Origin of the sequence: Allorhizobium undicola ORS 992 = ATCC 700741, assembly GCF_000621665.1 — a bacterium.
GTDB lineage: Bacteria > Pseudomonadota > Alphaproteobacteria > Rhizobiales > Rhizobiaceae > Allorhizobium > Allorhizobium undicola.
On the sequence record NZ_JHXQ01000003.1, the window covers coordinates 68,508 to 86,069 of the forward strand.

18 protein-coding genes and 1 tRNA gene are annotated in these 17,562 nt (G+C 60.0%); 16 read left to right on the top strand and 3 right to left on the bottom strand.

The genetic code is table 11. The annotated features are described in order from the left end of the window. The 11 genes from T424_RS0104340 (at position 1) to truA (ending at position 10,606) form a co-directional block, all read left to right on the top strand. A complete protein-coding gene (locus T424_RS0104340) occupies positions 1–498 on the top strand; it encodes a GNAT family N-acetyltransferase (RefSeq protein WP_027486636.1) in 498 nt (165 codons plus the stop codon). Between the two features lie 43 nt (positions 499–541). After that, the gene (locus T424_RS0104345; protein WP_027486637.1) at positions 542–979 is read left to right on the top strand and encodes a Fur family transcriptional regulator; all 438 of its coding nucleotides are present in this window, start codon (positions 542–544) and stop codon (positions 977–979) included. A gap of 51 nt (positions 980–1,030) precedes the next feature. Next, positions 1,031–1,828: a lysophospholipid acyltransferase family protein gene (locus tag T424_RS0104350; protein ID WP_027486638.1), complete on the top strand. Its 798-nt coding sequence runs from the start codon at positions 1,031–1,033 to the stop codon at positions 1,826–1,828. A 157-nt stretch (positions 1,829–1,985) separates the two neighbouring features. After that, entirely contained in the window at positions 1,986–3,371 is a 1,386-nt protein-coding gene (gene miaB, locus T424_RS0104355; RefSeq protein ID WP_027486639.1) for a tRNA (N6-isopentenyl adenosine(37)-C2)-methylthiotransferase MiaB, read from the top strand. Between the two features lie 39 nt (positions 3,372–3,410). Beyond that, positions 3,411–4,496, top strand: coding sequence for a PhoH family protein (locus tag T424_RS0104360; protein ID WP_027486640.1), 1,086 nt, complete (start codon positions 3,411–3,413; stop codon positions 4,494–4,496). Further along, positions 4,483–4,989, top strand: coding sequence for an rRNA maturation RNase YbeY (ybeY, locus tag T424_RS0104365; RefSeq protein ID WP_027486641.1), 507 nt, complete (start codon positions 4,483–4,485; stop codon positions 4,987–4,989). Before T424_RS0104360 ends, ybeY begins: the two co-directional genes overlap by 14 nt. Before the next feature lie 11 nt (positions 4,990–5,000). Then, on the top strand, positions 5,001–6,056 hold the full coding sequence (locus T424_RS20170; RefSeq protein WP_051558783.1) for a hemolysin family protein: 1,056 nt from the start codon (positions 5,001–5,003) through the stop codon (positions 6,054–6,056). 436 nt (positions 6,057–6,492) lie between these two features. Continuing rightward, positions 6,493–8,010, top strand: coding sequence for a globin-coupled sensor protein (locus T424_RS0104375; protein ID WP_027486642.1), 1,518 nt, complete (start codon positions 6,493–6,495; stop codon positions 8,008–8,010). A 48-nt stretch (positions 8,011–8,058) separates the two neighbouring features. Next, positions 8,059–8,577, top strand: a complete 519-nt coding sequence (gene def, locus T424_RS0104380) for a peptide deformylase (protein ID WP_027486643.1) — start codon at positions 8,059–8,061, stop codon at positions 8,575–8,577. A gap of 338 nt (positions 8,578–8,915) precedes the next feature. Continuing rightward, positions 8,916–9,851 carry a methionyl-tRNA formyltransferase gene (fmt, locus tag T424_RS0104385; RefSeq protein WP_027486644.1) on the top strand — a complete coding sequence of 312 codons (936 nt, stop codon included), beginning with the start codon at positions 8,916–8,918 and terminating at the stop codon, positions 9,849–9,851. Then, positions 9,851–10,606, top strand: a complete 756-nt coding sequence (gene truA / locus T424_RS0104390) for a tRNA pseudouridine(38-40) synthase TruA (RefSeq protein WP_027486645.1) — start codon at positions 9,851–9,853, stop codon at positions 10,604–10,606. The genes fmt and truA overlap by 1 nt, the downstream gene beginning before the upstream one ends. 72 nt (positions 10,607–10,678) lie before the next feature. On the opposite strand, the gene T424_RS0104395 is transcribed toward truA, so the two are convergent. Next, a complete protein-coding gene (locus T424_RS0104395) occupies positions 10,679–11,770 on the bottom strand; it encodes a quinone-dependent dihydroorotate dehydrogenase (protein WP_027486646.1) in 1,092 nt (363 codons plus the stop codon). Further along, on the bottom strand, positions 11,767–12,114 hold the full coding sequence (locus tag T424_RS0104400) for a DUF952 domain-containing protein (RefSeq protein ID WP_027486647.1): 348 nt from the start codon (positions 12,112–12,114) through the stop codon (positions 11,767–11,769). The genes T424_RS0104395 and T424_RS0104400 overlap by 4 nt, the downstream gene beginning before the upstream one ends. Before the next feature lie 389 nt (positions 12,115–12,503). Between T424_RS0104400 and T424_RS0104405 the strand changes: the two genes are divergently transcribed. The 3 genes from T424_RS0104405 to T424_RS0104415 all read left to right on the top strand — a co-directional run bounded on the left by T424_RS0104405 (position 12,504) and on the right by T424_RS0104415 (position 14,534). Continuing rightward, the gene (locus T424_RS0104405) at positions 12,504–13,151 is read left to right on the top strand and encodes a response regulator transcription factor (RefSeq protein WP_027486648.1); all 648 of its coding nucleotides are present in this window, start codon (positions 12,504–12,506) and stop codon (positions 13,149–13,151) included. A 147-nt stretch (positions 13,152–13,298) separates the two neighbouring features. After that, positions 13,299–13,964, top strand: coding sequence for a S24 family peptidase (locus T424_RS0104410; RefSeq protein WP_027486649.1), 666 nt, complete (start codon positions 13,299–13,301; stop codon positions 13,962–13,964). A gap of 156 nt (positions 13,965–14,120) precedes the next feature. Beyond that, positions 14,121–14,534, top strand: coding sequence for a tellurite resistance TerB family protein (locus T424_RS0104415; protein ID WP_027486650.1), 414 nt, complete (start codon positions 14,121–14,123; stop codon positions 14,532–14,534). A gap of 51 nt (positions 14,535–14,585) precedes the next feature. On the opposite strand, the gene T424_RS0104420 is transcribed toward T424_RS0104415, so the two are convergent. After that, entirely contained in the window at positions 14,586–15,761 is a 1,176-nt protein-coding gene (locus T424_RS0104420) for a hypothetical protein (RefSeq protein WP_027486651.1), read from the bottom strand. A gap of 424 nt (positions 15,762–16,185) precedes the next feature. Here T424_RS0104420 and T424_RS0104430 point away from each other — a divergent pair, with 424 nt between their 5' ends. Next, positions 16,186–17,154: an NAD(P)H-dependent flavin oxidoreductase gene (locus tag T424_RS0104430; protein ID WP_027486652.1), complete on the top strand. Its 969-nt coding sequence runs from the start codon at positions 16,186–16,188 to the stop codon at positions 17,152–17,154. A gap of 87 nt (positions 17,155–17,241) precedes the next feature. After that, a tRNA-Thr gene (locus T424_RS0104435) sits at positions 17,242–17,317 on the top strand. The last annotated feature ends 245 nt before the right edge of the window (positions 17,318–17,562 follow it).

Consider the following 17,562-nt stretch of genomic DNA (forward strand, 5'->3'; position numbering starts at 1 on the left):
ATGATCGACACCCTCTTTTCCTGGAAAGCGGAATATGAAGTTCTGGCCATGGAAAGCCGGGATTGCGCCGATGTTGCGGATTTGCATGGCCAGCGTTTCCCGCAGGCCTGGAGCGATGGCGAATTCGTCAGCCTGCTTTCGCAATCGGCCACTTTCGGTTTTGTGGCCCGGCCCAGCAACAGTCTGGTTTTCAAACCGGGCCTGAGTGGTTTTGTCCTGGCGCGCGAAGTGGCGGGCGAGGCGGAAATCCTCACCATTGCCGTGCAGGAAAAGGCGGGGCGTTGCGGGCTTGGCTGGCGCTTGATGCAGGCGGCCATCCGCCAGGCGGCCCTTCAGGGTGGCGAAAGCATGTTTCTGGAGGTGGAGGAGGGCAATGCCCCTGCCATCGGCCTTTACCGCAAGCTGGGTTTTGCGGTCGTCGGCAAGCGGCCTTCCTATTATGCGGACGCACGGGGGCAGCGAAGTGCGGCGCTTGTCATGCGGCGCGATCTTCGCTAACTCGTATGTTTTGACCTTTTCAAGCGGCAGGTTCGAACCCTTCATGACGGCATCCCAGAAAACCCTGGAAGAGCTTTGCGCCGAGCGCGGTATGCGCATGACGGAGCAGCGCCGCATCATTGCCCGCATTCTCCAGGAATCGGGGGATCATCCCGACGTCGAGGAGCTTTATCGCCGCTCTTCCGCCATCGACAGCCGCATTTCCATTTCCACCGTCTATCGAACGGTCAAGCTGTTCGAGGATGCGGGCATCATTGCCCGGCATGATTTTCGCGATGGCCGCTCGCGCTACGAGACCGTGCCGGAAGAGCATCACGATCATCTGATCGACCTGAAATCCGGCCTTGTCATCGAGTTCCGCTCTCCCGAAATCGAAGCCTTGCAGGAAAGAATTGCCCGCGAACACGGCTTCCGCCTGATCGATCACCGGCTGGAGCTTTACGGCGTGCCGCTGACGCATGACGAGGACGGGCAGGAATGAGCAAGGGCAAGCGCAAGGGCAAGGGCAAGGGCAAGGACGGGGCCAGCTGACGTGATCCTTCGCATTCGTGCCTTCATTCTGCTGGGCCTTCTGGTTGCCGTCACCTTCGTCATGCTGCCGGCGCAATTGCTGGGGCTGGCTTTTGACTGGAAATTGCGCCGTCGCCTGCCGCGCTACTGGCATAAGGTGGCGTGCCTTGCGCTTGGCGTGAAGGTGCGCGTGCATGGAAGAATAGAAGAGCGCCGTCCGCTGATGCTGTCGGCCAATCACTGCTCCTGGCTGGACATCATGGTGCTGAGCTCCGTGGCGGATGTGGCCTTCATCGCCAAGACGGAAGTTGCCGACTGGCCAATTTTCGGGACGCTCGCCAAATTGCAGAAAAGCGTTTTCGTCAAGCGCGAGGAAAAACGTTCCACGGGCAAGCAGGCCAACGACATTGCCGAGCGCATGGCGGCGGGAGAAATCGTCGTGCTGTTCCCGGAGGGCACGACTTCGGATGGCAACCGCCTGTTGCCCACCAAATCCTCGCTTTATGGTGCCGCCGCCATGGCGCTGCCGCTTGCGCCGGAGGGCAGCGTCTATATCCAGCCGGTCGCCATCGCCTATACCGGCATTCATGGGATGCCGATGGGCCGGTTTCACCGACCCTATGTGAGCTGGCCGGGTGATGTGCAGCTGGCGCCGCATCTGGCCGACCTTCTCGGGATCGGCGCGGTGGAGGTGGATGTCTGCTTTGGAGAGCCTGAGGAATATCGCGAAGGCGTCAACCGGAAGCGGCTGGCTGCAACGGTGGAAGCGCGCATCCGCGCGCTGCTGAGCGCAAGGCTTTTAGGGCGCGACCTGTCCTGAATCTCTGTAGCGCCCTGAATTTTATGTATAATTCCTCGCTTGATACCATCGTGGTTCAGGGTTGGAAAAATGCAGGCGTCCCGGCTGGAATATCGGCAATTCGTGCAGGCTGGAATTTGCTTCACAGTATGGGGGTCCTTGCTGTAAAAGCCCGGCCATGACCCAGGACATCCAGACGCTTGAAAATCCCGTAGCCGAACCGCGCAAGGTCTTCATCAAGACCTATGGCTGCCAGATGAATGTCTATGACAGCAGCCGCATGGCTGATGCATTGGCAGCGGAAGGCTATGAGCCGACCGAAAATGTCGATGAGGCGAGCCTCGTGCTGCTCAATACCTGTCATATCCGCGAGAAGGCGGCCGACAAGGTCTATTCGGCGCTAGGGCGTTTGCGGGAAATGAAGAAGACCCGCACGGCGGAAGGCAAGGAATTCACCATTGGCGTTGCGGGCTGCGTGGCTCAGGCCGAAGGCGAGGAGATCATCCGTCGCGAGCCGGGGGTGGATATCGTCATTGGCCCGCAGACCTATCATCGCCTGCCGGATGCCTTGAAGAAGGTAAGAAGCGGCCGCCGCGTGGTCGATACCGAATATGCGGTGGAGGACAAGTTCGAGCATCTGCCCGATCCGAAGAAGGTTTCGGGGCGTCCGCGCATGGTCACGGCCTTTTTGACCGTGCAGGAAGGTTGCGACAAGTTCTGCACCTTCTGCGTCGTGCCTTATACGCGCGGATCGGAAGTGTCGCGTCCGCTGGCGCAGATCCTTCGGGAAGCCGAAAAACTGGTGGCCAACGGCGTGAAGGAAATCACCCTGCTTGGCCAGAACGTCAATGCCTGGCATGGCGAGGATGAAAAGGGCCGCCCCATGGGGCTTGGCGATCTTCTCTACCGGCTGGCGGAGGTGCCCGGCATTGCAAGGCTTCGCTATACCACCAGCCACCCGCGCGACATGGATGACCGGCTGATCGAGGCGCATCGCGATCTGCGCCTGCTCATGCCCTATCTGCATCTGCCGGTGCAGGCGGGATCGGACAGGATCCTGAAGGCCATGAATCGTCGCCACAAGGCTTCCGACTATGTGGCGCTGATCGAGCGCATCCGCAATGCGCGCCCCGATATTGCGCTATCGGGGGATTTCATCGTCGGCTTCCCCGGCGAGACGGATGAGGATTTCGACGCCACCATGAGGCTGGTGGAAACAATCGGCTATGCGCAGGCGTTTTCCTTCAAATATTCCACCCGCCCCGGCACGCCGGGTGCGGATCTGACCGATCAGGTGCCGGAAGAGGTGAAGACGGAAAGGCTGGCGCGCTTGCAGGAATTGCTGCTGAAACAGCAGCATGATTTTGCCCGCTCGCTCGTCGGCAAGACCATGGACATCCTGCTGGAAAAGCCCGGCCGCATGGAAGGGCAGATGATCGGCCGGTCGCCCTGGCTGCAATCTGTGAATGTTGATGCAAAAACTTTGCAAATCGGCGACATTATTCATGTACGAATCACCGATACCGGCCCAAACAGCTTGTTTGCCGAGGTGGCACAGGGTTAGAGTGGGGGCAGGAACCATCGTTCACAGGAGCCTGATCGCTTGAACGGACAGGAAGTGGTAACTTCACCCTCGCGCAACACCAAACCGGTCGCGTCCGACGCCAATCACTTCATATTGACCTTCGAGAACAACCGACTTGCCAATGAGCTGTTCGGTCAGTTCGATCAGAACCTGAAGCTCTTGGAGCAGCGCCTCAACATCGATGCCAGGGCACGGGGCAATTCCGTCGCCATTTCGGGTGATGTCGTGGCCACCAATCAGGCAAGGCGCGCGCTGGACAGCCTCTATGCCCGGCTGCAAAGCGGCGGAAGCGTCGAGCTTTCCGACGTGGAAGGGGCAATCCGCATGGCGGCTGCCGCCGACGACCAGTTGACCCTGCCCACGCTGGAGCGCAAATCGCGCCTGACCATGGCGCAGATTTCCACCCGCAAGAAGACCATCGTCGCCCGCACGCCGACCCAGGATGCCTATATGCGGGCACTGGAGCGCTCCGAACTCGTCTTTGGCGTGGGGCCTGCCGGTACGGGCAAGACCTATCTGGCCGTTGCGCAGGCGGCGCAATTGCTGGAACGCGGCGCGGTGGATCGCATCATCCTTTCCCGCCCCGCCGTGGAGGCCGGGGAGCGGCTGGGCTTCCTGCCGGGCGACATGAAGGAAAAGGTCGATCCCTATCTGCGCCCGCTTTACGATGCGCTTTATGACATGATCCCCGGCGACAAGGTGGAGCGGGCCATTACCGCCGGCGTCATCGAAATTGCGCCGCTGGCTTTCATGCGCGGGCGAACGCTTGCCAATGCCGCCGTCATTCTTGACGAGGCACAGAACACCACCTCCATGCAGATGAAGATGTTTCTGACCCGTCTTGGCGAAAATGCCCGGATGATTGTCACCGGCGATCCCAGTCAGGTGGATTTGCCGCGTGGTGTCAAATCCGGCCTGGTGGAGGCGCTTCAGGTGCTGAAGGGTGTGGAAGGCGTGTCCTTCGTGCACTTCAAGGATGTCGATGTCGTGCGCCACCCGCTTGTCGGACGCATCGTGAAGGCTTATGACGCCCAGTATGTCGAGCGGGCAGAGCCGGTTGCGACAGCGAAAGGCGAAGCAGAAAGCCCTGATGAGCAAGCTTGAGATACAGCTCGCCGTTGAAAACGGCGACTGGCCAACCGAGGCCGAACTGGAGGCGCTGAGTGCCCGCGTGCTGGGTGCCGCCTCCGATTTCATCGCGCGCGAGGAAGGGCAGCCCTTTCCCGAACATCCCGTTGAGGTCTCGCTGGTGTTTATCAACGATGACGACATTCGCGGCATCAACGCCGAATGGCGCGGTCAGGACAAGCCTACCAATGTTCTGTCCTTTCCGGCCTACCCGATTGAGCCGGGCGACAGGCCGGGGCCGATGCTGGGAGACATCATTATCGCTTACGAGACGGTGGCGCGCGAAGCGGTTGATCTTGACAAGAGTTTCAGCGACCACCTTACGCATTTAATGGTACATGGATTTCTCCATCTTTTCGGTTATGATCATATGGAAACCGGAGAGGCGGAGGAAATGGAAGGGCTGGAAACCCGTATTCTGGCCGAATTAGGCCTTTCTGACCCCTATGCGGGACAGGAAGCACTTTGATAGATGGAAAAATGAACGATTTTTCAACACGCACGGCCACCGAGGCCACTTCGGGCCAGGACGGCTCTTCATCCGAAGAAGGCTCCAGTAGCCCGCACCGAAGTCCCGCGGCGTCAAAGCCGCATTCCTTCTGGGCGCGTGCCGCCCGAATTCTGAGGCCCTCCAGCGCTGAAACCCTGCGCGAGGATATTGCCGATGCTCTTTTGACGGCGCCTGCCGCCAACGAGGCCTTTTCGCAGGAAGAGCGCACCATGCTCAACAATATCCTGCGTTTCCGTGAAGTGCGGGTGGAAGACGTGATGGTGCCGCGCTCCGACATAGAGGCTGTAGAGCTTTCCGTTTCCCTTGCAGAACTGCTGGAGCTTTTGCAGGAAAGTGGCCATTCCCGTATGCCGGTCTATTGCGAAACACTGGATGACCCTCGCGGCATGGTCCATATTCGCGATCTGCTGTCCTATATCACCCTTCAGGCCATGCATGAGGGCCATCTCGATCTGGCGCGGGTGGACCTTTCGATGACGCTGGAAGACGCCGGCATCATGCGCTCCATTCTTTTTGTGCCGCCTTCCATGCAGGCGGCCGATCTTCTGGCGCGAATGCAGGCGGCGCGCACGCAGATGGCGCTCGTCATCGACGAGCATGGCGGCACTGACGGGCTGGTCTCCCACGAGGACATCGTGGAAATGGTCGTCGGCGACATAGACGACGAGCACGACAAGGAAGAGGCGCTTGTCAGCCGCGTTTCCGAAGATGTTTTTCTGGCAGACGCCCGCATTGAGCTGGAGGAAATCGCCGAGGTGATCGGTCCGGATTTCGATGTCAGCGCGGAAATGGAAGAGGTGGACACGTTAGGCGGCCTGATTTCTTCGGCGATTGGCCGCATACCGGCTCGCGGGGAGATCGTCGATGCCGTTGCCGGTTTCGAGGTTCAGATTCTCGACGCCGATCCGCGCCGGATCAAAAGGGTGAAGATTACCCGCATGGCGCCGATCGCCCATCGCAAGCAAGGGCCAGATGGCGTGTCAGCCGTAACGGCGGGGCTTTCCGAAGAGGCAACGGCCCGTTGAGACGTTACAGCTGCGCTTCTGTTTCCTTCGATGGAGAAGGAGCGCAGCTTTCCGAATTTGCGTGCGTTCGAAAATATAAACACGTTTTGAGTGCTGATTTATAGCATTTGCTAAGCATATTTTTACTCCCCGCTGGGATGATGTCTTTTGCCACTCACAATTCAGGGGTGCGGCAGGGGACGGTGTCGGATAAAAACCCCATCAGCTTTGCAGGTTCAGGTGAAGGTCGTTCAGTGCCCATGCAATGGGGCGGGAGAATTCCAGCAAGGCAGTATTGGGTTTTGTGTCCGCAACTGTACAGAAGCAAACAGGTGGAGCATTTTCCGGAAAAACGGAAACCGGCTTTCCGTCCGAAAATGTGTAAAAACAGATATTTAGATCGGCTCATTGATTTTGTGAGACAATGAACCGAGCTGGGGATAGGAGTATGGGCATCATGGGTTCGTCGCACGCAGATGCAGATCTCGGCAAAAGGCTGGAATTCATTGATCTCGATCAGGCATCGCTTGCCCTGCTGAGGGAGATGGCGCCAGCGATCGAAGCCCATATCGGCAGGGGTCTGGACGCATTCTACGACAAGGTCCGAAAGACCCCGGAAACATCCCGCTTCTTTCGCAATGATGACCATGTCAGCGGTGCCAAGCGGTTACAGCAGGATCACTGGGGCATCGTTACTGCCGCGCAATATGACGGGGATTACGTGGATGGCGTGCGCGCCATTGGCCGCACCCATGCGCGCATCGGGCTGGAGCCGCGCTGGTATATCGGCGGTTACGCCCTCATTCTCGAGCAGCTGATCCATGCCGTCATGAAGGAGCGGTGGCCCGGCATGTTCGGCAAGGGCGGTGCCGGCAAGCTGGCGCAGGCTGTGAGCGTCATGGTGAAGGCTGCGCTGCTCGACATGGATTACTCGATCTCCGTCTATCTTGAAAGTCTGGAGGAACAGCGTCTACAGGCGGAGGCGGCCCGCCAGAAGGCGGAGGAGGAACAGATGCAGGCGCTTGCGGCGCTGCGAGAGGCTTTGTCTCGCCTGTCCAGGGGCGATCTTGAATACCGCCTGCCTGACGACCTGCCAGAGAATTTTCGCGCCCTGGCTGAAGATTACAACACCACGGTCAGCACCTTGCGCGGCACGATCGGGACCGTGCGCGAGGCGGGAGAGGAAATCCTGCGCTCGACGACGGTTATTGCCGAGGCGACCGACAACCTTGCCCAGCGGACCGAGCAGCAGGCCGCCGGACTGCAAGAAAGCACGAGTGCGCTTCAGGAATTGACCGGCAGCGTCTCGCAAGCAGCTGAAGGCGCCCGAAAGGCATCCGATGTCGTGCGGCTGACGCTGGAAGAGGCGCAGACGTCCGGCGCCGTTGTCACCAAGGCTGTCGAGGCCATGGGCGCTATCGAACAATCCTCGGACAAGATCTCCCGAATCATCGGCGTCATCGATGAAATCGCCTTCCAGACCAACCTGCTGGCACTGAATGCGGGCGTCGAGGCCGCCCGCGCCGGCGAGGCAGGGCGCGGCTTTGCCGTAGTGGCGCAGGAAGTGCGCGAACTGGCGCAACGCTGCGCCAATGCAGCCAAGGAAATCAAGGGCCTGATTTCCGAAAGCTCCGATCAGGTGCAGAACGGCGTTTCGCTGGTGAATGGGGCTGGCGATGCGCTGGGCAATATCATTGTGCGCATCGACGAGATCAACGCCATCGTCTCACGCATAGCCATTGCCGCAGGCGACCAGTCGAGCGGGCTCAAGGAAGTGAATATCGCCATTGGCAACATGGACGGTATCACGCAGCAGAATGCTGCCATGGTCGAGGAGACCTCCGCCCAGACATCGACGCTGCGCGAGGAGGTGGAGCGGCTTGTGGCGTCGCTGCGGCATTTCCGCACCAGCGACGGGAGAGCGGCTGCGGCGTCGGCAGCCCGCCACCACGGCTGGATGAAACGGGCGAGTTGAGGGGCCTTTGCTATTTCCTTGGCGAACGTGATGGGATAAGGGAAACCCATGACGACAAAGCCTATCATCATCATCCCCGATCCCTTGCTGCGGCAGGTATCCCAACCCATCGAGCGTGTCGATGAAGACCTCAGCCGTCTGATCGACGACATGTTCGAAACCATGTATGACGCTCCCGGAATCGGGCTTGCCGCCATTCAGGTCGCAGTGCCGCGCCGTTTGCTGGTGATCGACGTGGCGCGGGAAGGTGAGCCGAAGCAGCCCCTGACCTTCATCAATCCGGAAATCATCCACAGCTCGGATGCGCGCTCGACCTATGAGGAGGGTTGCCTGTCCATTCCCGACTATTACGCGGAAGTGGAGCGCCCCGCCGCCATCACTGTCCGGTCTCTCGACCGGGAGGGCAAGGAGCAGATCACCGAGGCCGATGGTTTGTTGGCCACCTGCCTTCAGCACGAGATCGACCACCTGAACGGTACGCTGTTCATCGATCATATCTCCAAGCTGAAGCGTGATATGGTGATCAAGAAATTCACCAAGGCGGCAAAGGCCAGGGCCGGGCTTTAGAGCGCTTTTCGATCTGATTGAATGAGATCAGCGCTCTACTGCATAATTCCTTAAATCGGAATCGATTTAAGGTGAAAATTATGCAGCAGATTTAAAGTGTTACAGCGTCCTTTGTGCGTTTGATAAAACGCACGGCGCTGTAACGAAAAAGCGCCATGCCGGGAGCGATTGAAAATGGCTCCTGCCATGCCCTTGTCCTCTCGCCTAATTGCCTGAACCGAAGCCGGGTCAAGGTGAAAATGATGCAGCAGATTTAAAATTCTACAGCGCCCGGAATGCGTTTTATGCAACGCCTGGGGCTGTCCTTTGCGTAGCCAGATGAGCAGCCGGAGCAAGTAATGGCCCTTTCCATCATTTTTATGGGCACGCCCGCCTTTTCCGTGCCGACGCTCGAAGCGCTGGTCAAGGCGGGGCACCGGATTGCCGCCGTTTACAGCCAGCCGCCGCGGCCGGCGGGGCGACGTGGGCTCGACCTGACGAAATCTCCGGTCCATGAGGCGGCAGAAAAGCTTGGCCTTGAGGTGCGCACGCCGCTGAACTTCAAGGATGAGGAGGAGCGCCTCCGCTTCTCATCGCTTCAGGCGGATGTGGCGGTGGTGGTGGCATACGGGCTGCTGCTGCCGCAAGCCGTTCTCGAGGGAACACGGCTTGGTTGTTACAATGGTCATGCATCGCTTCTGCCGCGTTGGCGCGGGGCGGCTCCCCTGCAACGCGCCATCATGGCGGGCGATGGCGAAACGGGCATGATGGTGATGAAGATGGACAAGGGGCTGGATACCGGCCCTGTGGCGTTGACGCGGCGGGTAAACATCACGCCCGACATGACCGGCGGCGAATTGCACGATGTCATGAGTGCGATTGGCGCCGAGGCGATGGTGGAGGCCATGGCGAAGCTGGAGGCGGGCGATTTGCCGCTGACACCGCAGCCTGAGGAAGGCGTTCTCTATGCCGCCAAGATCGACAAGGCCGAAACCCGCATCGATTTTTCACGCCCTGCCGCTGCCGTGCATGACCATATTCGGGCGCTGGCGCCTTTTCCGGGCGCGTGGTGCGAAATGGTGATCAACGGCAAGGCAGAGCGGGTCAAGGTTCTCGCCAGCACGCTTGCTGAGGGCCATGGTGCGCCGGGGCTGGTGCTGGATGAGGCAATGACGATTGCCTGCGGCAACGGCGCCGTGCGCCTTCTGCGCCTGCAAAGGGCGGGGGGGAAGCCGCTTCAGGCCGAGGATTTCCGGCGCGGCGCAGCCATTTCCAGCGGCATGGAGATTGGCTGATGCCGCGCTTCAAGATGATCGTCGAATATGACGGCACGCCCTATGTGGGCTGGCAGCGGCAGGAAAACGGCCCATCCGTGCAGGGCGCGCTGGAAAAGGCCATTTTGTCCCTGACGGGAGAAACAGTTTCCATTCGCGGGGCGGGACGCACCGATTCGGGCGTTCATGCCAGGGGGCAGGTCGTCCATGCGGATCTTTCCCGCGCCTGGCAGCCCTACAAGCTGCGCAACGCGCTGAATGCGCATCTGGCGCTGGCGGGCGAGGCGGTCTGCGTGCTGGAGGCCGAGAGCGTGACGGATGAGTTCGATGCCCGCTTTTCGGCCCGCAAACGGCATTATCTCTACCGCATCATTTCGCGGCCCTCCCGTCTGGCCATCGAGGCCAACCGGGCCTGGTGGGTGTCAAAGCCGCTCGATCACGAAGCCATGCATGAAGCAGCCCAGCAATTGGTGGGCCACCACGATTTCACCACCTTCCGTTCCGTTCACTGTCAGGCGAGCAGTCCGGTGCGCACGCTTGACCGGCTGGATGTGAGCCGCAGCGGCGATCTCATCGAAATCCGCGCATCGGCGCAAAGTTTTTTGCACAATCAGATCCGCTCCTTCGCCGGAACGCTGAAAATGGCCGGAGAAGGCAAGATGACGCCCGCCGATGTGCGCGCTGCCCTGGACGCCAGAAACCGCGCCGCCTGCGGACCCGTTGCGCCGCCCGAGGGGCTTTATTTCATGCAGGTGGATTACGGGGACGATGGCTGATAGGCCGATTTTCCGTGTTTCATTGAAACGCAAACAGATTCGGAATTATGGAGTAGCCAGTTTTCGCCCGCATCATATCTTTACCGACAGCCAGTGATCGAGACGGCTGTCGCGCAATTCGCGCAGGGATGACGCGCCCTCGCGGGTCAGGGCTGCCGAAAGCCCTTTGACGATTTCGGCAGGCAGGCCCGGTCCTTCATAGACCATGCAGGAGTAAAGCTGCACCAGATCGGCCCCGGCGCGAATTTTTTCCAGTGCGGTCTGTGCCGAGGAAATGCCGCCAACGCCGATGATCGGCAGGTCCTTGCCGACACGCTTGCGCATACGGGCAAGCACGGCGGTGGAGCGGGAAAAGACCGGCTTGCCGGAGAGACCGCCAGTTTCACTTGTGAAATTTTCCGCCTTCAGTCCTTCGCGCGACAAGGTGGTGTTTGAGACGATCAAGCCATCAAGTTCACGTGCAAGCGCCACCTCGGCCACGTCATCCATGCCGTCCTCGGTCAGATCGGGGGCGATCTTCAGGAACACCGGCAGGCGGCGGCCGGTCCTTTGCGCTTCTTCGGCACGGGCCGCCAGCACACGATCCAGCAGTTCGGCAAGGCTTTCGCGGGCTTGCAGATCGCGCAGGCCGGGCGTGTTGGGCGAGGAAATATTGGCGGTGAAATAGGAGGCGACATCGTAAAAGCGGCGAATGCCGGCGACATAATCGCCGATACGGTCCTGCGCATCCTTGTTGGCGCCGATGTTGACGCCGACAATTCCGCTTCGGCCCTTGCGGGCTTCAAGCCGCGCAAGGGCGGCATCATGACCCTCATTGTTGAAGCCAAGGCGATTGATCAGCCCTTCATTGCGCACCAGCCGGAAGACGCGCGGCTTGGGATTGCCCTCTTGCGGGCGGGGCGTGATCGTTCCCACTTCGGCAAAGCCAAAGCCAAGTCCCAGCAATTCGTCGGGCACTTCGGCATTCTTGTCATAGCCGGCGGCCATGCCCACGGGATTTGGGAAGGTGAGGCCTGCGACGGTCTGCGTCAGACGCGGATCGATCTCGATCGTGCGTTTCAGCAGGCTGCTCGTCTTCAATCCGGCAATCGACAGCTTATGGGCAAGTTCGCCTTCGAAAAGAAAGAGGCTCGGGCGGGCAAAGCTCTTGAACAGGCTCATCAGGCAATATCCTCGGGAAACTGGTGGGCGCCGTCGGCATCGACAGGCAGCGGCTTGACCCAGACAACGGCATCCAGCGGCAGAATGCCATAAAGATGCGGGAAAAGATCGCCGCCGCGTGAGGGCTCGTATTTCAGATTGTCGCCAAGGCGGTCGGCATCGATTTCGGCGAGCATCAGGCCGCTCTGGCCATAGAAATGCTTGCGGGCCGTTTCCCGCAACTGGGCGATGGTGGAGAAGTGGATATAGCCATCAGCCAGATCCACCGGCGCACCGCTGAAATAGCCTTGCTTGAGGGAAGCCTGCCACAGCGCTTCCGACAGGATCTTGTAGATTTGCGATGCCATGGTGTTCTCCCGGACTGCTGAAAATCGGGTTTGCCGCAAAGCTGGCCGCTTGTCCATGCGCAACAGGCAGGACGCTGCCATTTCCGGGCGGGGAAAATGCGCAAGCGGAATTTTTCGGAGTGCAACATCCTAAGAAGCAACCCTTGGTAGGTCGTGCCCATTGTCACATAACTGGCCTGGCGTTAAAAGGGATATTCACGCTCTGGGCAGGTCCGGCCAAGGGGTGCTCGTCCCGGCTCCCGGCAAAAAAGTGCCGCATTGCAAATGCGCTGAATAATTTCCCTTGAAGGACAATAGAGCTTTCAGGAGGAATAGGATAGGATTTTCACGGCCTGCGCCGGATCATAGGGAGTGGTCCGGTCAGGGATGCTCTTGGGAGGGGGCAGATGATGGCTGATGGCACATTGATCATTGCAGACGACCATCCGCTGTTTCGCGGCGCATTGCGGCAGGCGGTGGATGGCCTGGAAGAAATAGGAAGGGTGGTGGAGGCCGGTGATTTCGAGGCCGCCCGCAAGGCCGCCGACGACAATCCCGAAGCTTATGTCATGCTTCTGGATCTGGCCATGCCCGGCGTCAGCGGGTTTTCCGGCCTCATGCTGCTGCGGGCCCAATATAGCAGCCTGCCGATCATCATCTGTTCGGCCAGCGACGATGGCGCGACCGTTCGCCGGGCGCTGGATCTGGGCGCTTCGGGCTTCATTTCAAAATCATCCGGCATCGACGAGATCCGCGCAGCCATTCGCGCCGTGCTGAAAGGCGATTTGTGGACACCGAAGGGGTTTGAGGCGGGCGCCGAGCAGGATCCGGAAATGGCAGACCTCATTGCCCGGTTGCGCACGCTGACCCCGCAGCAGAGCCGCGTGCTCGCCATGCTGTGCGAAGGCTTGCTCAACAAGCAGATCGCCTATGAACTCGGCGTTTCGGAAGCCACCATCAAGGCGCATGTCTCGGCCATCCTGCTCAAGCTCAGGGTGGACAGCCGCACGCAGGCGGTCATACAGCTCGGGCGGTTGAATGGGGCGCAAGTGGCCTGAATTTTTTCTTAAAATGGCTGATGTTGCGCAAATTAAGGATTTTATTCCTTTTTTGATCTTTACTTCGAACGCATTCTGACCAATAAAGAAGAGGGGTCGGGGGCGGCTTTGCAACAGGCCGAACTTCTGGCGGCGAGGCTTTGGCACATGCTTTCACATGACGATATTTGGGGCGCGATTGACAGGCTGGCAGAGCGCCACCAGCTTACCCCGTCGGGGCTTGCACGAAGGGCCGGGCTTGATCCGACCTCGTTCAACCGTTCCAAGCGTGTCGGGCCGGATGGCCGTATGCGCTGGCCCTCGACGGAATCGATTGCCAAGGTGCTGGAGGCCACCGGGGCCAGTCTCGATCAGTTCATGGATCTGATTGGCGGGCGCGGTGAGCGTCTGGTTGCCGTCCAGCCTGTTTCTCAGCCGCAGGCGGCAACCATTCCGCTGATTGGCTTTGCCCAGGCGGGGGCGGGTGGCTTCTTTGACGATGGCGGCTTTCCCGCGGGCCAAGGCTGGGATGAGGTGGAGTTTCCCGCCTCGCCAGCCGCCAAGGGCGGGCTTTATGCGCTGGAAGTGCAGGGTGAGAGCATGAAGCCGCTTTACCGCGATGGCGACATTCTCATCGTGGAGCCGGGCGCGCAGGTGCGGCGCGGCGATCGCGTGGTGGCCAAAACCCGTGACGGCGAAGTGATGGCCAAGATTCTCGGCCGGAACGGTCCGCGCACGGTAGAGCTGGTTTCCCTCAATCCCGACCATCCCCTGCGCACCCTTGAACTGGCGGAAGTGGAATGGATTGCCCGTATTATCTGGGCAAGCCAGTAGGAATATTTGCCAAAGTTCTTTGGCGCACAGATCCGGCATTGCGCATTCGCCGCCGACACCGCATAGATTGGCGCCCCATGGATTGGCGCCCCATACAGGGCGCTCCATGGATTGCAAAATCACGCTTGAAGGCGCTTTGACGAAGGATGGATAGCCATGAGCAGCCCTGTTACGATCCACGATGCCCTGATCTTCACCATGGTGATGGCTTCCGCCGTCGATAGCGCCATGCATGACGAGGAACTGCGTCGCATCGGCGATCTCGTGGCGCAAACGCCGGTCTTTGCGGGTTTTGATCACGAAGGGCTGATGTCGGCCTCTAAGCGCTGCGCAGTGATCCTGAGCGAAGCGGAAGGTCTGGACATCATGCTGGAAACCATTCGCGACGCCCTTCCCGAGCGTCTCTACGATACCGCTTATGCGCTTGCGGTCGAGGTGACGGCGGTGGATCACGCGGTGCGGCCGGAGGAAATCCGCCTGCTGCAATTGCTTCGCGACCGGCTTTCGCTCGACAAACTCACCTGTGCGGCCATCGAACGCAGTGCAATTGCCCGCTATCGCCGGGCCTGATCCGGTTTTTCGGCCAGGAAGGCAGCGCCAGCCTGCACTGGCTTGCCTTTGTCAGCGGCCCGGCAGCACCCGGACCGCATAAAGATTGATGCCCTGCCCCTGGCCATTGATGTCGGCATTCAGAGCAAGCTGACCCTTCGTGCCGGGCGGCAGGCTATCGGGCAGGGTGACACGGAATAACAGGTCGGCCTTTTCCGGATTTGCGGTGAAGCGATGACGCGAGCAGCCTTGCTGCGTGCCGAAGGCGCAGGTTACGGAAAATTGCAGCGGTTTTTCTCCGGCCGATTGAACGGTCAATGCCAGGGTCGATGTCTGGCCTGCCAGTTGCGCCAGAACCTCGGCAGGCAGCTGCACGATGGCTGCGCCGTCGTCATCGGCGCTGCGCGAAACGATGCGCACGGCCTGCCCGTCGCTGGCGCCCACCACGTCGACGGTGGCATTGGGCCGGGCGCCAATCAGCTTGATGTCGGAGGGCTTGAACACCTCCACCCAATCGCTTGAGAAGCCGCCACGCTGCGGATCGAGCGCCTTTGGCTCTTCCGTCGCGCCAAGATCCTGTTCCGAAACGCTGGGAACAGGATCCGGCAGGCCGCTATCGCGCTGCTGGGCTGTCAGCAGCAGGCCGGTGGAATAGATCCACCATGCCCCGACGCCAAGAAATGTGACGATGGTCACGAAAATGAACAGCCGGGAGAAAAAGCCCCTGCGGCGGCGGGGTCCGGCGGGTGCCTTCGCCTGCCTGGAGGCTTTTCGTCCGCTGCGTTGCGGCCGGACCCGTGCGTCGGGTGCAAGCTCAGCTGCGGCAGGGGGCTGGCCGGGCTGGTCGCGTTCGGCGCGAATATCGTCCAGAACCCCGTCATCTTCGAGGGAGGAGCGCGGCGCATCCCGTTCGGCGCCGAAGGATAGATGGCTTTCGTCTGCCGCGGGCGAAGACATGCCAACGGGCGGAACCGTGCCAGCGGAGGAGGATCTGGCAGCGGGCGGGCTGGGCGGTTCGACGGAAACGGAAGCCTTCAGCCGGGCGCGCTCCTCCTGCTCGATGGTGTGGATGGTCTGTTCCAGACGGTGGCGCTGCTCGGCAATGGTTTCGGGATCGTTGATGTTCTGTTTGCTGAGGCCAGCCTCCAGCGCCTGACGCGCCGACTGGTAGATCCGGGCGCGGATCTCGGCCTTGGTGCGGTCTGCCCGCTCCAGGGCGCTCTTGATGGCCGTCTCCAATCCGCTCACGCAATTCCTTTCCGTCAGATGGGCTGCTTCATTCAGCCTTTCCTTTGGCAAATCGGTAGCTTCTGGACGCATGATCCGCAAGGCCTACTGCATAATTCCTTAAATCGGAATCGATTTAAGGTGAAAATTATGCAGCAGATTTAAAGTGTTACAGCGCCGTGCGTTTGTTAAAACGCACGGCGCTGTAAGCCCGGCAAGGCGGCCAAACCTGCCGCATTCCGGGGGTAAATTCCTGTTAACATTCCGGCTGACCGAAGCGGCTGCCCCGCAAAAGACGGCGCTGCGCATCATGGGTGGGGAAAAGCATGGAGGGCGGAGGAATGGCTGCGGCCGAAACCGCAGGCTGAAGCTGCAACCACTTTTCAAATCCTTCAAGCTTTGCTAGCGTGATTGACGTTTACGCAAACGTCAATGGGAGGAATTGATGGTTCTGCCTTCGGTCCTGACGGAGAAGCTTCGCCTGCCGGTCATAGCTTCACCGCTCTTCATCATTTCGCATCCTGCGCTGACGCTGGCGCAATGCAAGGCAGGCGTGATCGGGGCATTTCCTGCCCTGAATGCCCGGCCCGAAAGCCAGCTCGACGAATGGCTGGCCCAGATCACGGAAGAGCTTGCCCGCCATGATTCGGCAAATCCCGGCCGTCCGGCAGCGCCTTTCGCCGTCAACCAGATCGTCCATGGCTCCAACAAGCGCCTTGAGCACGATCTTGCGCTTTGCGTGAAGTACAAGGTGCCGATCGTCATTTCATCGCTTGGTGCAGTGCCGGAGGTCAATCAGGCCATTCATTCCTATGGCGGTATCGTGCTGCATGATGTCATCAACAATCGCCATGCCCATTCGGCTATCCGCAAGGGGGCCGATGGCCTGATTGCCGTTGCAGCCGGTGCGGGCGGTCATGCAGGGGGGCTATCACCCTTTGCCCTCCTTCAGGAAATCCGTGCCTGGTTCGACGGGCCGCTTTTGCTGGCCGGGGCAATTGCCACGGGCGGCGCTATTCTGGCGGCCCGGGCGGCGGGCGCGGACATGGCCTATATCGGTTCGCCGTTTATTGCCACTGACGAGGCCCGCGCCAGCGATGCCTACAAGCAGGCCGTCGTGGAGGCGGGCGCTGACGATGTGGTGCTGTCCAGCTATTTCACCGGGGTCAAGGGCAATTATCTGAAAGCATCGATCCGCGCTGCCGGCCTTGATCCCGATGCCCTGCCGGAGGCCGATCCGGGAAAAATGGATTTCCATGCCGCCGCCGAACCCGGCGCCAAGGCGTGGAAAGACATCTGGGGCTGCGGCCAGGGCGTGGGCGTGATCGATAGCGTCCTGCCTGTCGCAAAGCTCGTGGACCGGCTGGAGGCAGAATATCAGGCGGCGCGGGCAAAGATCTGCGCAAAAATGTAAGTCTTGCGAAAAGCATCTTGAAATCCACGAACTTTGCCTGTATCCACCCGCCATCGAAACGAACCGGATAGCTCCGGTTCGCCAAGGGCCGCTTTAGCTCAGTCGGTAGAGCACATCATTCGTAATGATGGGGTCACGTGTTCGAGTCACGTAAGCGGCACCATTCAACTTACTGAAAATATTTGCCTTTTCCTCACAAGTTCGCGGGTGCATGGGCAAACTCTTTCATCGAGTCACCACTGGTCACCAAGCGGCGCAATTTGCCCATTCTCCCCGCCGCCCCTCTGTCTCTCAGGCTTCGGCACTGGCTTTGCAGTCACAGGGCTATGGGGTTCTGTGTCCTTTTTATCTTTTATAAATAGGGAAAAGTCGTCACAAGTCGTCACACGCTTGTTTTATCTAATGAAA

Coding starts and splice junctions, on each gene's coding strand:
- T424_RS0104410 (WP_027486649.1), top strand. CDS start 13,299: ATGCTTTCACATGACGATATTTGGGGCGCGATTGACAGGCTGGCAGAG.
- T424_RS0104415 (WP_027486650.1), top strand. CDS start 14,121: ATGAGCAGCCCTGTTACGATCCACGATGCCCTGATCTTCACCATGGTG.
- T424_RS20170 (WP_051558783.1), top strand. CDS start 5,001: ATGAACGATTTTTCAACACGCACGGCCACCGAGGCCACTTCGGGCCAG.
- def (WP_027486643.1), top strand. CDS start 8,059: ATGACGACAAAGCCTATCATCATCATCCCCGATCCCTTGCTGCGGCAG.
- fmt (WP_027486644.1), top strand. CDS start 8,916: ATGGCCCTTTCCATCATTTTTATGGGCACGCCCGCCTTTTCCGTGCCG.
- T424_RS0104345 (WP_027486637.1), top strand. CDS start 542: ATGACGGCATCCCAGAAAACCCTGGAAGAGCTTTGCGCCGAGCGCGGT.
- T424_RS0104430 (WP_027486652.1), top strand. CDS start 16,186: ATGGTTCTGCCTTCGGTCCTGACGGAGAAGCTTCGCCTGCCGGTCATA.
- T424_RS0104340 (WP_027486636.1), top strand. CDS start 1: ATGATCGACACCCTCTTTTCCTGGAAAGCGGAATATGAAGTTCTGGCC.
- T424_RS0104400 (WP_027486647.1), bottom strand. CDS start 12,114: ATGGCATCGCAAATCTACAAGATCCTGTCGGAAGCGCTGTGGCAGGCT.
- miaB (WP_027486639.1), top strand. CDS start 1,986: ATGACCCAGGACATCCAGACGCTTGAAAATCCCGTAGCCGAACCGCGC.
- ybeY (WP_027486641.1), top strand. CDS start 4,483: ATGAGCAAGCTTGAGATACAGCTCGCCGTTGAAAACGGCGACTGGCCA.
- truA (WP_027486645.1), top strand. CDS start 9,851: ATGCCGCGCTTCAAGATGATCGTCGAATATGACGGCACGCCCTATGTG.
- T424_RS0104375 (WP_027486642.1), top strand. CDS start 6,493: ATGGGTTCGTCGCACGCAGATGCAGATCTCGGCAAAAGGCTGGAATTC.
- T424_RS0104405 (WP_027486648.1), top strand. CDS start 12,504: ATGGCTGATGGCACATTGATCATTGCAGACGACCATCCGCTGTTTCGC.